9 protein-coding genes are annotated in these 14428 nt (G+C 64.8%); 4 read left to right on the top strand and 5 right to left on the bottom strand.

Features of this window, described 5'->3' with window-relative positions; all coding sequences use genetic code 11:
* Window positions 1-62: 62 nt before the first annotated feature.
* Together C8C99_RS08325 and C8C99_RS08320 are read left to right on the top strand one after the other, a co-directional pair.
* Window positions 63-1343: a ribulose-bisphosphate carboxylase large subunit family protein gene (locus tag C8C99_RS08325; RefSeq protein ID WP_108625451.1), complete on the top strand. Its 1281-nt coding sequence runs from the start codon at window positions 63-65 to the stop codon at window positions 1341-1343.
* Window positions 1344-1346: 3 nt separating this feature from the next.
* Window positions 1347-2693 (top strand): four-carbon acid sugar kinase family protein, encoded by a 1347-nt coding sequence (locus tag C8C99_RS08320; RefSeq protein WP_108625450.1) that lies wholly within the window; start codon window positions 1347-1349, stop codon window positions 2691-2693.
* Window positions 2694-2801: 108 nt separating this feature from the next.
* Here the strand turns inward: C8C99_RS08320 and C8C99_RS08315 are convergent, their stop codons facing one another.
* From C8C99_RS08315 to aceE, 5 genes are all read right to left on the bottom strand, one after another.
* Window positions 2802-4223 (bottom strand): aspartate kinase, encoded by a 1422-nt coding sequence (locus C8C99_RS08315; RefSeq protein ID WP_108625449.1) that lies wholly within the window; start codon window positions 4221-4223, stop codon window positions 2802-2804.
* 277 nt (window positions 4224-4500) lie between these two features.
* Window positions 4501-4722 (bottom strand): DUF3079 domain-containing protein, encoded by a 222-nt coding sequence (locus C8C99_RS08310; RefSeq protein WP_108625448.1) that lies wholly within the window; start codon window positions 4720-4722, stop codon window positions 4501-4503.
* Window positions 4723-4767: 45 nt separating this feature from the next.
* Window positions 4768-6618, bottom strand: coding sequence for a dihydrolipoyl dehydrogenase (gene lpdA, locus C8C99_RS08305; RefSeq protein WP_108625447.1), 1851 nt, complete (start codon window positions 6616-6618; stop codon window positions 4768-4770).
* 16 nt (window positions 6619-6634) lie between these two features.
* Window positions 6635-8347, bottom strand: coding sequence for a dihydrolipoyllysine-residue acetyltransferase (aceF, locus tag C8C99_RS08300; protein ID WP_108625446.1), 1713 nt, complete (start codon window positions 8345-8347; stop codon window positions 6635-6637).
* Window positions 8348-8366: 19 nt separating this feature from the next.
* Entirely contained in the window at window positions 8367-11075 is a 2709-nt protein-coding gene (aceE, locus tag C8C99_RS08295) for a pyruvate dehydrogenase (acetyl-transferring), homodimeric type (protein WP_056644341.1), read from the bottom strand.
* A gap of 167 nt (window positions 11076-11242) precedes the next feature.
* Between aceE and C8C99_RS08290 the strand changes: the two genes are divergently transcribed.
* Both C8C99_RS08290 and C8C99_RS08285 read left to right on the top strand, forming a co-directional pair.
* Window positions 11243-13804, top strand: coding sequence for a PAS domain S-box protein (locus tag C8C99_RS08290; protein WP_056644340.1), 2562 nt, complete (start codon window positions 11243-11245; stop codon window positions 13802-13804).
* Complete coding sequence (locus C8C99_RS08285) at window positions 13801-14427, top strand: response regulator transcription factor (RefSeq protein ID WP_056644338.1); 627 nt, start codon at window positions 13801-13803, stop codon at window positions 14425-14427. The genes C8C99_RS08290 and C8C99_RS08285 overlap by 4 nt, the downstream gene beginning before the upstream one ends.
* The last annotated feature ends 1 nt before the right edge of the window (window position 14428 follow it).

The following is a 14428-nucleotide window of genomic DNA, read 5'->3' as shown; positions in this document are numbered from 1 at the left end:
TAGCCCTCTAGTGCTTATCTTTAAATCGCTAGCAGCTATCAAAACCATAGTGCACTGTGCCCATGTTCCCAGACCGCTTTGAAGCCACCTACCTGATCGAAACCCCGCTGGACCCCGCCCACGTGGCCGAGGTGCTGGCGGGCGAGCAATCGTGTGGCACCTTCACCCGGGTGGAGGGCGAGACCGATGCGCTGCGCGAACGCGCCCGCGCCACGGTCGAATCCATCGAGCTGCTGGACGTGGCGCCCGCGCCGTCGCTGCCCAATGGCTGGATGCAGCGGCGCGGCATGTTCGGCACACCACAGACCTGGCAGCGCGCCCGGCTGCGCGTGAGCTTCCCCAGCGGCAACATCGGCCCCAACCTGCCGACGCTGGCCGCCACGGTGTCGGGCAACCTGTTCGACCTGGGCGAGGTCACCGGCTTGCGACTGGAGTCGATGAAGCTGCCGCGCGCCTACCGCGAGCAGTTTGACCTGCCCCGCCAAGGTATTGCAGGCACACGCGCGCTGACCGGCGTGCAGGGCCGCCCGCTCATCGGCACCATCATCAAACCCAACGTGGGTTTATCGGCAGAAGAAACCGGTGAACTGGCGGGCCGCCTGTGCGCCGCTGGGGTGGACTTCATCAAGGATGACGAGGTGTGCGCCAACCCGGTGCACGCCCCGCTGACCGACCGCGTGAAATCCGTGATGCGCCGTGTGCGCGCCCACCAGGACAAGACCGGCAAGCTCGTCATGGTGGCGTTCAACATCACCGACGAGACCGATGCCATGCGCCGCCATGCAGACCTGATTGCCGCCGAGGGTGGCAGCTGTGTGATGGTCAGCCTGAACTGGTGCGGCTACTCCGCCGTGCAGACGCTGCGCCGCCACACCCCGCTGGCCCTGCACGGCCACCGCAACGGCTACGGCGCCCTGTCGCGCCACCCGTTGCTGGGCTTTTCGTTCAACGCCTGGCAGACGCTGTGGCGCCTGGCGGGCGTGGACCACATGCATGTACACGGCCTGCAAGGCAAGTTCTCGCAGACCGATGAGGAAGTGATCGAGTCCGCGCACGACACCCTGGCCCCGCTGTGCGAAGGCCTGGACGACCGCGTGCTGCCCGCGTTCTCCAACGGCCAGTGGGCCGGCACGGTGCCCGCCACCTGGGACAGCGTGCACAGCAACGACCTGCTGTTCATGTCCGGCGGCGGCATCCTGGCCCACCCCGATGGCGCGGCCGCTGGCGTGGCCAGCCTGCAGCAGGCCTGGGACGCAGTGCAGAACGGCGAAACGCTGGCCCAGCGCGCGGAACATGCCGTTGAACTGCGCCACGCCATCGACTTCTTTGGCAAGAAGCACTGAACCATGTCCACCACAGCTCCCCGGTTTGGCTGGTACGGCGACGACTTCACGGGCGCCACGGACACGTTGGCCGTGCTGGCCCAGGCGGGCCTGCGGTCCATGCTGTTCATGGGCGTGCCCAGCGCAGAAGCTTTGACCGCCGCCGGTCCGCTGGACGCCGTGGGCATTGCAGGCGCCGCGCGCGCCATGCCGCCCGAAGCCATGCGCGCAGAGCTGGCCCCCGTGGGCCGCTTTTTCAGGCAGATCGCGCCCACCGTGTTGCACTACAAGGTGTGCTCCACCTTCGACAGTGCACCCCATGTGGGCAACATTGCCTGCGCCATCCAGACGCTGCACCCCAGCGTGGAGAACCGCTGGGTACCCATCCTCGGCGGCCAGCCCAGCCTGGGCAGGTACTGCGCATTCAGCAACCTGTTTGCCGCAGCCGGCACAGGTGGGGCCGTCTACCGCATTGACCGGCACCCGACGATGCACCGGCACCCGGTGACACCCATGGCCGAGGCCGACTTACGGGTGCATCTGGCGCAACAAGGTTTGCAAGGCATCACGGCACTGCACTACCCGCTGTACGAAGCAGACACCTTGCCCAGCTCTATGAACACCCTGCTGGGCCATGGCGCGACCGCTGTGCCCGAGGTGCCCGACACTCCATTCGTGCCTACGCTGCTGGACCTGACCAGTGCAGACCAGCTGGCCAGCGTGGGGCGCCTGCTGTGGCAACAAGCCCAGCGCGCCCGCTTGCTCGCTGTGGGGCCCAGCTCCGTGGCCCAGGCGCTGATCGCGTGCTGGGGCACCCAGACCAGCCAACCCGCCCCTGCCTTGGCACCATCGCCTGGCCCTGTGTTCGCCTGGGCGGGCAGCCTGTCACCCATCACAGCGGCCCAGGTCCAGGCCGCAACGTCCTATCAGCGCATCCCGGTGGACGCGCACCGGCTGACCCACGACACCGACTACGCCCAGGCCACCCAACACGCGATATGCGCCGGGCTGCAGCAGGGCCATCACGTGCTGGCCTACACAGGTCCCACGGACGGCGCTTCTGCTCCGTCCAGTGGCGCTTCAGCGGCCGTCGCCCCCGCCAGTGCGGCCCTGGTCGCCCGCGTGGTGCAGGCGCAGGCCGACAACGGTACGCCGCTGGGGCGCATTGGCATTGCGGGGGGCGACACCTCCAGCCACGCTGTGCAGGCGCTGCAGCTGTGGGGGCTGTCGTACCAAACCACGGTCTGCCCCGGGGTCACGCTGAGCCGCGCCCACAGCACAGACCCTTTGCGCCACGGGCTGGAGCTGATGCTCAAGGGGGGACAGATGGGCGGAACGGACCTTTTCGAAAGACTGCTGGGCGCGGGCTGACGGAAATATCCAGGCGATAAAAAGCCCGCACATGGCGGGCTACTGAGCAGGCCTTGCGCGAAGGCCTGAGGGAAAAGCAATGCGGCAGGCACGCCCACCGCCATCCCATCACACGCGCGGAACCGGGGTCCCCGAGTTCACACACAGCGCCATGTTCAGCGCCTTGATCGCGGTCTTGTAGTCCTCGCGTTCGATCACGAACTGCATGTTCACCTGGCGCAGGGTCTGGGACACGCAGTTCACGTTGACCCGCGCATCGGCCAGCGCCTGCGCGGCCTTGGCCAGCACGCCAGGGATGCCGATGTTGGAGCCGATGGTGCATACGATCGCGCTGGGCTTGATCGTCACGACCTGATAGTCCTTCTGCAGCTCGGCCACCAGCTCGGGTGTGACCTGGTTATCCCACACCAGATGCGCGATGGAGTTGGCGTTGGTCGCCTTGAGGATGTAGCTCACATCGTGCTTGCAGAACACGTTCATCAGGCCCGCATCAAAGCCCACGGTGCCCACCATGCTGGGGTCGTGGATCTCGATCAGCGTGACCTTGTCGGTGCCCGTAACGATCTCCACGCGCGCGCGTTCGCCCACAAAATCCTTGGTGATCAGCGTACCGGGGTGGTCGGGCTCAAAGGTGTTCTTCAGGCGGATCGGGATGCCTGCCAGTTCCATCGGCTTCGCAGCCTTGGGGTGAATGGCTTCCATGCCCACGTCGGCCAGCTGGTCGGCCACGTCGTAGTTGGTGGCGCCCACCACGATGGCGTTTTCCAGGCCCACCAGGTTGGGGTCGGCAGACGACAGGTGGAATTCCTTGTGGATCACGGCCTCGGCGGGGCGCACTTCCACGGCGATCTTGCTGAAGGTGACCTCGGAGTAGCCCCGGTCAAATTCGCGCATGATGCCTTCGGTGCCCTTGGTGTAACCCGTGGCCACCACCACCATGTCGGAGAGGTCGATGCCCTTGAAGCTGTTGGCGATGCGCTCGTCAATGGTCCAGGCTTCGTTATCGTCAAAGCCGGCCAGGTCCATCAAGATGGCGTTGACGCCGTTGGCCTTGAGGATTTCGACCGAGTTGAACGCGCTGTGCGATTCGCCAATCGAGGCCAGCACTTCACGCGCCGCGAGCAACACGTCCTTGCGGCTGAGATAGCCGCTGGCCAGCACGTGCTGCATGGCGTTCAGGTATTCACGGGCCTGGGCAATGCGCTGGTCGATGAAGGCATCGGCCACGTCCAATGGCAAGCGCAGATCGGCATAGCCGGCGTTGATCTTTTTCAGGCTGGCTGCCAGGTTGGTCAGCGCATCTTGGTAACCCTTGCCTTCGGCAAACAGCGCGTAGATGCCGCGCTCGCCCGTCTTCTTGTGTTCCAGCAGCTGGTTCGTCACGCCCGAGTAGGCGGACACCACGTAGATCCGGCCGTTAATGCGCTTGGGGTCGTGCAGCACGATGTGGCGCAGCACATCGCCAAAGGCGGTCATGGAAGTGCCGCCGATCTTCTCGACAGAGATCTTGGAGTTTTGAACGTCTTGCATGGACAGGCTCAAGGGAGCAAAAAAGTGGAAAGCCGGGCGGATGTGCTGCCCCTCGTAGCACAGCGGCAGCTAACCCTATATTTTCCACCACTTTTTACCCCGGCCGTTTTGATGCAATGCCAAGAGGCGTGCATCTCCGCACCGCCACCAGGGCCCACGGCGCCTTGGCTATGTTGGCCCCACCGATCCCAGGCGCCAGAGCAAAAAGTAAAAGCCGCACGGTCTGCACAACCGTACGGCTTCTGGAGCACTGGCATAGGGTATGCGCGGGCGGTTCTCAGGGCTTTGCTGACTCGGGTGCGGGCTCAGCCACAGTCTGGGCCTCTTCTGCGTCCAGCCCCCACTGGTCCCAGTCGTCGCCAAACAGTTCCGCCGGGTGCTGCGTTCGGTCCGAACCATTGCCGCAGCGCATGTCTTTGGCCGGGCAGTAGAGGTTGCAACCCCAGCACACCCGCTCGGGGTGGGCGGGGGCTTTGGGAAACTTCTTGACGACTGCCATGGCGCTTCTCCAGACCGTGTTGCCGGGCTCCTGTCGATGGCTGCGTTACTTGCGCTGCGGTGGCACGTCGGTGCAACTGCCGTGGGCAATCTCCGCCGCCATGCCAATGCTCTCGCCCAGCGTGGGATGCGGGTGGATGGTTTTGCCGATGTCCACGGCGTCGGCACCCATCTCGATGGCCAGCGCAATCTCGCCGATCATGTCGCCCGCATGCGTGCCGACCATGCCGCCGCCCAGGATCTTGCCGTGGCCATGGGCTTCGGGCGAGTCGTCGAACAGCAGCTTGGTCACGCCTTCGTCGCGGCCGTTGGCGATGGCGCGGCCGGAGGCGGTCCAGGGGAACAGCCCCTTCTTGACCTTGATGCCCTGGGCCTTGGCCTGGTCTTCGGTGAGGCCCACCCAAGCCACTTCGGGGTCGGTGTAGGCCACGCTGGGGATCACGCGGGCGTTGAAGGCGGCTGCTGCCAGTTCCTTGTTGCCCTGCAATTCGCCCGCGATGACTTCTGCCGCCACGTGCGCCTCATGCACCGCCTTGTGCGCCAGCATGGGTTGGCCCACGATGTCGCCGATGGCGAAGATGTGCGGCACGTTGGTGCGCATCTGGATATCGACGTTGATGAAGCCGCGGTCCGTGACGGCCACGCCGGCCTTCTCGGCAGCGATCTTCTTGCCGTTGGGCGTGCGGCCCACGGCCTGGAGGACCAGGTCATACACCTGCGGCTCGGGGGTGGTGCCGCCCTCTTCCGCTGGCGCGAACGTGACCTTGATGCCTTCAGGCGTTGCCTCGGCACCCACGGTTTTCGTCTTCAACATGATGTTGTCGAAGCGCTTGGCGTTCATCTTTTGCCAGATCTTGACAAGGTCGCGGTCAGCGCCTTGCATCAGGCCGTCCATCATCTCGACCACATCGAGGCGTGCGCCCAGCGTGCTGTAGACAGTGCCCATTTCCAGGCCGATGATGCCGCCGCCCAGAATCAGCATGCGCTTGGGGACTTCCTTGAGCGCCAGGGCGCCAGTGGAATCCACCACGCGCGGATCGTTGGGCATGAAAGGCAGTCGCACGGCCTGGCTGCCGGCGGCGATGATGGCTTTCTTGAAGGCGATGACCTTCTTCGTGCCCGTTTTCTCCTGGCCAGTGCCGGTGGTTTCTTCCACTTCGAGGTGGTTGGCGCCGACAAAGGCACCGTAGCCGCGCACGGTGGTCACCTTGCGCATCTTGGCCATGGCGGCCAAGCCGCCAGTCAACTTGCCGATGACTTTCTCTTTGTGGCCGCGCAGCTTGTCGATGTTGACGGCGGGCGCGCCAAAGTCCACGCCCAGGTCGGCCATGTGGCTGACCTCGTCCATGACGGCGGCGACATGCAGCAGCGCCTTGGAAGGGATGCAGCCCACATTCAGGCACACGCCGCCCAGGGTGGCGTAGCGCTCGACGATGACGACCTTGAGGCCCAGGTCGGCCGCGCGGAAGGCGGCGCTGTAGCCGCCAGGGCCGCCGCCGAGCACGAGCACGTCGCAGTCCAGGTCGGCCGTGCCAGCAAAGCTGGATGCTTCTATTTTAGGAGCTGCTGACGATTGCGCAGCGGGCACTGCAGCCGGTTTTGATTCTGAAGATGCTGCTGCGGGAGCGGGAGCAGCAGGCACCGGTGCGGCGGCCGCATCCGACGTTTCCAGCGTCAGCACTACCGAGCCTTCGGCGATCTTGTCGCCGAGCTTGACCTTGAGCTCCTTGACCACGCCGGCGTGGCTGGAGGGGATCTCCATGGAGGCCTTGTCGGACTCCACGGTGATCAGGCTCTGCTCCGCCTTGATGGTGTCGCCGGGCTTGACCAGCACTTCGATGATGGCCACTTCGGCGAAGTCGCCAATGTCGGGCACCTTGATGTCGATGATTGCCATGTGTGTTGCCCTCGCGTTACATCACGATGCGACGGAAGTCCGCCAGCAGCGAGGCAAAGTACACGTTGAAGCGTGCTGCGGCGGCACCGTCGATCACGCGGTGGTCCCAGCTCAGGCTCAGGGGCAGCATCAGGCGCGGGGCGAACTGCTTGCCGTCCCACTTGGGCTCCAGGCTGCTCTTGCACACGCCCATGATGGCGACTTCCGGCGCGTTGATGATGGGCGTGAAGTAACGGCCACCAATGCCGCCCAGCGAGCTGATGGAGAAGCAACCGCCCGTCATGTCGGCCGGGCCGAGCTTTCCGTCGCGGGCCTTCTTGGCCAGGTCGCCCATCTCTTGCGAGATCTGGACGATGCCCTTCTTGTCGGCGTCGCGGATGACGGGCACCACGAGGCCGTTGGGCGTGTCGGCCGCAAAGCCGATGTGGAAGTAGTTCTTCATCACCAGCTGATCGCCGTCGAGCGAGCTGTTGAACTCGGGGAACTTCTTGAGCGCGGCCACGGCGGCCTTGATCATGAAGGCGAGCATGGTGACCTTGACGCCACTCTTCTCGTTCTCCTTGTTGAACTGCACACGGAAGGCTTCGAGGTCGGTGATGTCCGCGTCGTCGTGGTTGGTGACGTGCGGAATGACGACCCAGTTGCGGTGCAGGTTGGCACCGCTGATCTTCTTGATGCGCGAGAGGTCCTTGCGCTCCACCGGGCCGAACTTGGTGAAGTCCACCTTGGGCCAGGGCAGCAGGTCCAGACCCACGCCGGAGCCGCCGGATGCCGCAGCAGGCGCCTTGGCGGCCTGGGCCTTGGTCTGCACCGCGCCAGCCATCACCTGCTTGGTGAAGGCGGCCACGTCGTCCTGGGTGATGCGGCCCTTGGGGCCGGTGCCCTTGACTTCGTCGATGGGCACACCCAGTTCGCGGGCAAACTTGCGCACGGAGGGCGATGCATGGGGCAGGCCTGCCGTGGGGGTGCCGGGCTGGTGGGCGGGTACGGCCACGGAGGCCGTGGCAGCGACGGGAGCTGCGGCAGCCGCCACAGAGGCAGCCACGGGCGCAGCGGCCGCAACAGGTGCAGGAGCGGCAGCGGGCGCAGGAGCGGCAGCGGGCGCAGGAGCGGCAGCGGGCGCAGGTGCAGCCGCCGTGCCTTCCAGCATGGCGACCAGGTCACCGATGTTGACCGTGTCGCCAATCTTGACCTTGAGCTCCTTGAGCACGCCGGCTGCGGGCGATGGGATCTCCATCGACGCCTTGTCGGACTCGACGGTGAACAGCGATTGCTCGACCTTGATGGTGTCACCCACCTTGACCAACATCTCGATGACGGCGACGTCCTTGAAGTCGCCAATGTCGGGCACGCGCACTTCGACGGGGCCTGCAGCCGCAGGGGCCACATTTGCAGGAGCCGGTGCAGGTGCTGCCACTGGGGCGGGGGCGGAAGCGGGAGCAGCAGCTGCAGGGGCCGGTGCAGCCGCCGGGGCTGATGCAGCGCCCGCGTCAGCAGACTCCACCACAGCAATCACCGAGCCTTGCTTGACCTTGTCGCCCAGCGCAATCTTGAGTTCCTTGACCACGCCCGCGTGGCTGGACGGGATCTCCATCGATGCCTTGTCGGATTCGACCGTGATGAGCGACTGCTCGGCCTTCACGGTGTCACCCACCTTGACCAGCAACTCGATCACGCCCACTTCGTCAAAGTCCCCGATGTCCGGGACTTGAATGTTGACCAATGCCATTGTTCTGTCTCCGTTCGGTTTATGCGTAGAGCGGGTTGATCTTGTCGGCCTGGATGTTGTACTTGGCAATGGCCTCTGCCACCTTGGCGGCAGGCAGCACGCCGTCTTCGCTCAGCGCCTTGAGGGCGGCCACAACAATGTAGTGGCGGTTCACCTCGAAGTGCTCGCGCAGCTTGCTGCGGAAGTCACTGCGGCCAAAGCCGTCGGTGCCCAGCACCTTGTAGTTGCGGCCCTTGGGCATGAAGGGGCGGATCTGCTCGGCATAGGCCTTCATGTAGTCGGTGGATGCGACCACGGGGCCGGTGCTGGTGCCCAGTTGCTGCGCCACGAACGGCACGCGCGGTGTCTCCAGCGGGTGCAGCAGGTTCCAGCGGTCGGCGTCCTGGCCTTCGCGGGTGAGTTCGTTGAAGCTGGGGCAGCTCCACACGTCGGCCTGCACGCCCCAGTCGGCGGCCAGCAGGGTTTGAGCAGCCAGCGACTCGCGCAGGATGGTGCCCGAGCCCAGCAGCTGCACGCGCTTGTCACCCTCGGCACCGGGCTTGCACAGGTACATGCCCTTGATGATCTGCTCTTCGGTACCCGCCGTGAGGCCCGGCATGCTGTAGTTCTCGTTGAGCAGCGTGATGTAGTAGAAAACGTTCTCTTGCTGCTCGACCATGCGCTTGAGGCCGCGGTGCATGATCACTGCGACTTCGTGGGCAAAGGTGGGGTCATAGCTCACGCAGTTGGGGATGGTGTTGGCCAGGATGTGGCTGTGACCATCTTCGTGCTGCAGGCCTTCGCCGTTCAGCGTGGTGCGGCCCGATGTGCCGCCCAGCAAGAAGCCGCGCGCCTGCATATCGCCCGCTGCCCAGGCCAGATCGCCAATGCGCTGGAAGCCGAACATCGAGTAGTACACGTAGAACGGCACCATGATGCGGTTGTTGGTGCTGTAGCTGGTGGCCGCAGCGATCCAGCTGGCCATGCCGCCGGCTTCGTTGATGCCTTCCTGCAGGATCTGGCCGGCCTTATCTTCCTTGTAGTACATCACCTGGTCGCGGTCGACCGGTGTGTAGAGCTGGCCCTTGGGGTTGTAGATGCCGATCTGGCGGAACAGGCCTTCCATACCAAAGGTACGGGCCTCGTCCACCAGGATGGGCACCACGCGAGGGCCCAGAGCCTGGTCGCGCAGCAGTTGCGTGATGAAGCGCACGTAGGCTTGCGTGGTGGAGATTTCGCGGCCTTCGGCCGTGGGCTCCAGGATGGCCTTGAAGGTTTCGATGGCGGGCACGGTGAAGTGCTCTTCGGCCTTGGGACGGCGCTTGGGCAGATAGCCACCCAAGGCCTTGCGGCGCTCGTGCAGGTACTGCATTTCCGGTGTGTCGTCGGCCGGCTTGTAGTACGGAATATCGGCCAGCTGGCTGTCCGGGATCGGGATATTGAAGCGGTCGCGGATGTACTTGATGTCTTCGTCCGACAGCTTCTTGGTCTGGTGCACGGTGTTCTTGCCTTCACCGGCCTTGCCCATGCCGTAGCCCTTGACGGTCTTGACCAGCAGCACGCTGGGCTGGTTCTTGTGCTCGTTGGCCGCATGGAAGGCGGCGTACACCTTGGCGGGCTCGTGGCCGCCGCGGCGCAGCTCGAACACCTCTTCGTCGGTCATGTGCTCGACGAGCTTGAGCGTCTCGGGGTATTTGCCGAAGAAATTCTTGCGCACAAAGGCGCCGTCGTTGGCCTTCATGGCCTGGTAATCGCCGTCCAGCGTTTCCATCATCAGCTGCTTGAGCTTGCCGCTCTTGTCGCGGCGCAGCAACTCGTCCCAGCCATTGCCCCACAGCAGCTTGATCACGTTCCAGCCTGCGCCACGGAACTCACCTTCAAGCTCTTGCACGATCTTGCCGTTGCCACGCACCGGGCCGTCCAGGCGCTGCAGGTTGCAGTTGATGACGAACACCAGGTTGTCCAAGTTCTCGCGCGCGGCCAGGCCGATGGCGCCCAGCGATTCGGGCTCGTCCATCTCGCCGTCGCCGCAGAACACCCAGACCTTGCGGTTTTCGGTGTTGGCGATGCCACGGGCATGCAGGTACTTGAGGAAGCGCGCCTGGTAGATGGCCATCAGCGGGCCCAGGCCCATGGACACCGTGGGGAACTGCCAGAACTCGGGCATCAGCTTGGGGTGTGGGTAGCTGGACAGGCCCTTGCCGTCCACTTCCTGGCGGAAGCTGTCGAGTTGTTCTTCGCTCAGGCGGCCTTCGAGGTAGGCGCGGGCGTAGATGCCGGGCGCGCTGTGGCCCTGGATGTAGAGCAGATCGCCGCCGTGGTCTTCGCTGGCTGCATGCCAGAAGTGATTGAAGCCCGCGCCAAACATGCTGGCCACCGAGGCGAACGAGCCAATGTGGCCGCCCAGGTCACCGCCGTCGGCAGGGTTCAGGCGATTGGCGCGCACGACCATGGCCATGGCGTTCCAGCGCATGTAAGCGCGCAGGCGCTTTTCGATGGCGATGTTGCCGGGGCAGTGCGCCTCTTTCTCGGGTTCGATGGTGTTGACGTAACCCGTGTTGGCAGAGAACGGCAGATCGATGCTGCTCTGGCGGGCGTGTTCAAGAAGCTGTTCCAGCAGGAAGTGGGCGCGCTCCGGGCCCTCCTTGTCGATCACGGCGGACAGCGCGTCCATCCATTCACGGGTTTCTTGCTGGTCGGTGTCGGAACCGATGCCGAAACCGGCCTGAGGGTCGGGCTGAGCTGACATGCTTTGTCTCCTGTAGGTGTGGCAGCAATTTAGTACGTTGGCTCTAGTTTCGCATATTTTTCTTCAATTTCAAATGGTGCCTATTCATTTCATATTGCAATAATTTGCTGCAAACGCACATTCGCCGAGAGACAGGGGCGCTGCCGGGGCTCCTCTACACTTCAGGCATGGATTCGATGCCCACCGCCCCCTCCCCCACGGCCGCGCCCGTGGCTGCGCCGATACGCTGGTGGCGCAAGTGGTGGCGCGGTTTGTCGCCCACCCGGCAAGACCGTTTTGCCGCCCTCGCCCCGCTGGCCGCGGTGCTGATGTTTCTGGCCGCGATCGTTGCGGCGTTCTGGTACCTGCGCGCCGAGGAAGCCGAGCGCGAGCAAGAAGCCCTGCGGCGCGATGTGGAATATGCCCAACAGCGCGTGCGTCTGCGGCTGCTGGAGCGGCAGGAGCAGCTCATGCGCATCGCGCGCGATGTGTCCAACCAGGACCTGGGCCGCGCCGAGTTCATCAGCCGTGCTGAGGCCCTGATCAGCCAGTACCCCGAGCTGCAGGCCATCACCTGGATCGACGACCGCCGGCGCATCCGCGCCAGCCAGGCGGCCCCCACGCTGGCCAGTGGCGAGCTGCGCATTGCGGGCGAGGTGCTCAAGTCCGGCGAAACGGCCGACACCTTTGGCCTGGCGCGGGACCTGCAGCAACCGGTGTATGCGCAGCCAGCCGCCACCTCGGGCGATGCAACCCCCCTGCTGCAGTTGCAGGTACCCCTCAACAACCAGGGCAAGTTCAGCGGCGTGGTGTTGGGCGAATACTCCATCGACAGCCTGCTGCGCTACGGCACCCCGACCGAGGTGCTGGCGCGCTATGCGGTGACGCTGCTCGACAGCAAGAACCAGGTGCTGGCGGGCACACCACTGGGCCCGCGCAACAAGGCCACGCAGTTGCTGCCTTGGACACCCAAGGCCAACGAGTACGAGGTGCCGGTCTCTCCCGTCGGCAATGGCCTGGTGCTGCGCGCGCAGGCCTACCGCACTTCGCTGGGCGTGGTGGGCAGTGGCCTGTTCTGGCTGGTGGGCACCCTGAGCGCGATGACCGCCTGGATGCTGATTGCCACCTGGCGTCACACCCGTCGCCGCATGCGGACGCAGGAGGCGCTGGTGGCCGAGACCAACTTTCGCCGGGCAATGGAGAACTCCATCCTCACCGGCATGCGCGCCCTGGATTTGGAGGGGCGCATCAGCTACGTCAACGCTGCCTTCTGCCAGATGACCGGCTGGAGCGCCGAAGAGTTGGTGGGTCTGAAGGCGCCCTTTCCCTACTGGCCCGACGCCGACCACGAGACGCTGCAGGCCAAGCTGCGCGACGAACTGCGCGGCAACACCATGGCGGGCGGTTTTCAGGTGCGCGTCAAGCGCAAGAGCGGCACGCTGTTCGACGCCCGCCTGTATGTGTCTCCCCTGATCGACGCCCACGGCCAGCAGACGGGCTGGATGACGTCGATGACCGACATCACCGAGCCCAACCGCATCCGTGAACAGCTGTCGGCCTCACACGAGCGCTTCACCATCGTGCTGGAGTCGCTCGATGCGTCGGTGTCAGTGGCCCCGCTGGGCAGCGAAGAACTCCTGTTCGCCAACAAGCTGTACCGCCAGTGGTTCGGGTCGCAAACCGGCGGGCACCTGCAACTGGTGGCGCAGGCGGGTGTGGTGCCGGTTGCGGGCAAGGAGCAAAGCGGCATGGACGATGAGGACGGCCTCATGGGCCTACCCACCGACACCCTGACCAGCGCCCGCAGCGAAAACGCCGAAATCTACCTGCCCGATCTGGGCAAGTGGCTGGAAGTGCGTTCGCGCTACCTGAACTGGGTGGACGGCCGCCTTGCGCAGATGGTGATTGCCACCGACATCACCCCCCGCCGCTTGGCCGAAGAACAGGCCCAACGGCAGGCCGAGCGCGCGCAGTCGGTGAGCCGCCTGATCACCATGGGCGAGATGGCGTCGAGCGTGGCGCACGAACTCAACCAGCCACTCACGGCCATCAACAACTACTGCAGCGGCATGGTCTCGCGCATCCAGAGCGGCCAGCTCACCGAGGAAGCCCTGCTCACGGCCCTGCAAAAAACGGCCCACCAGGCGCAGCGCGCGGGCCAGATCATCCAGCGCATCCGGTCGTTTGTGAAAAAGAGCGAGCCCAACCGCACGCTGGCCGATGTGCATTCCATGGTGAACGAGGCCGTCGAGCTGGCCGACATCGAACTGCGCCGCCACAACGTGCGCCTGACGCACTATGTGGCCGCGCGCCTGCCCCAGGTGATGGCCGACACCATCCTGATCGAGCAGGTGCTCGTCAACCTGATGAAGAACGGCGCCGAAGCCATCCAGCATGCCGACCGCCCCGCCGCCAACCGCAGCGTGGAGCTGCGCGTGGTGCCCAAGCAGATCGATGACCGCCAGGTCGTCGAGTTCTCGGTGCAGGACACCGGCAAGGGCCTGGCCCCTGAAGTGCTGGAGCGCCTGTTCGAGGCCTTCTTCTCCACCAAGCAGGAAGGCATGGGCATGGGCCTCAATCTGTGCCGCAGCATCGTCGAGTCCCACCAGGGCCGGATGCAGGCGGAGAACCTCTACAATGGCCCAGAGGTCACAGGCTGCAGGTTCTCCTTCTGGCTGCCGCTCGCCAAGCCTGCTGATGCCACTACAAATTCTGTAGCAAACGAACAAAACCCAAGGACTGTTGCATGAGCTTGATTCCGAAAAAAGGCACTGTTTACGTTGTGGACGACGACGAAGCAGTTCGCGACTCCCTGCAGTGGCTGCTGGAAGGCAAGGACTACCGGGTACGTTGCTTTGATTCGGCCGAGACCTTTCTCTCACGCTACGACCCGCGCGAAGTCGCCTGCCTGATCGTCGACATCCGCATGGGCGGCATGACCGGCCTGGAGCTGCAGGACCGCCTCATCGAGCGCAAATCGCCCCTGCCCATCGTCTTCATCACCGGCCACGGCGACGTGCCCATGGCCGTGAACACCATGAAGAAGGGCGCGCTGGACTTCATCCAGAAGCCTTTTGACGAAGAAGAACTCGTTGGCCTGGTCGAACGCATGCTGGACCACGCACGAGAAGCCTTTGCCGGCTACCAGCAGGCCGCCAGCCGCGATGCGCTGCTGTCCAAGCTCACCAGCCGCGAGGCCCAGGTGCTCGAACGCATCGTGGCCGGGCGCCTGAACAAGCAGATCGCCGACGATCTGGGTATCAGCATCAAGACGGTGGAAGCGCACCGCGCCAACATCATGGAAAAGCTCAGCGCCAACACCGTGGCCGACCTGCTCAAGATCGCTCTGGGCCAGAACGCGCCCAAGGGTTGAT

It is taken from the genome of Acidovorax sp. 107, assembly GCF_003058055.1.
Taxonomy (GTDB): Bacteria; Pseudomonadota; Gammaproteobacteria; order Burkholderiales; family Burkholderiaceae_C; genus Acidovorax.
Note: the sequence above shows the minus strand (reverse complement) of the source record. Positions and strands in the feature narration are given on the sequence as shown.

Excerpts from the sequence above, each read along its gene's own strand:
- lpdA (WP_108625447.1), bottom strand. The coding sequence starts at position 6,618 with ATGGCAATCATCGACATCAAGGTGCCCGACATTGGCGACTTCGCCGAA.
- C8C99_RS08290 (WP_056644340.1), top strand. The coding sequence starts at position 11,243 with ATGGATTCGATGCCCACCGCCCCCTCCCCCACGGCCGCGCCCGTGGCT.
- C8C99_RS08320 (WP_108625450.1), top strand. The coding sequence starts at position 1,347 with ATGTCCACCACAGCTCCCCGGTTTGGCTGGTACGGCGACGACTTCACG.
- C8C99_RS08325 (WP_108625451.1), top strand. The coding sequence starts at position 63 with ATGTTCCCAGACCGCTTTGAAGCCACCTACCTGATCGAAACCCCGCTG.
- C8C99_RS08285 (WP_056644338.1), top strand. The coding sequence starts at position 13,801 with ATGAGCTTGATTCCGAAAAAAGGCACTGTTTACGTTGTGGACGACGAC.
- C8C99_RS08310 (WP_108625448.1), bottom strand. The coding sequence starts at position 4,722 with ATGGCAGTCGTCAAGAAGTTTCCCAAAGCCCCCGCCCACCCCGAGCGG.
- aceE (WP_056644341.1), bottom strand. The coding sequence starts at position 11,075 with ATGTCAGCTCAGCCCGACCCTCAGGCCGGTTTCGGCATCGGTTCCGAC.
- aceF (WP_108625446.1), bottom strand. The coding sequence starts at position 8,347 with ATGGCATTGGTCAACATTCAAGTCCCGGACATCGGGGACTTTGACGAA.
- C8C99_RS08315 (WP_108625449.1), bottom strand. The coding sequence starts at position 4,223 with ATGCAAGACGTTCAAAACTCCAAGATCTCTGTCGAGAAGATCGGCGGC.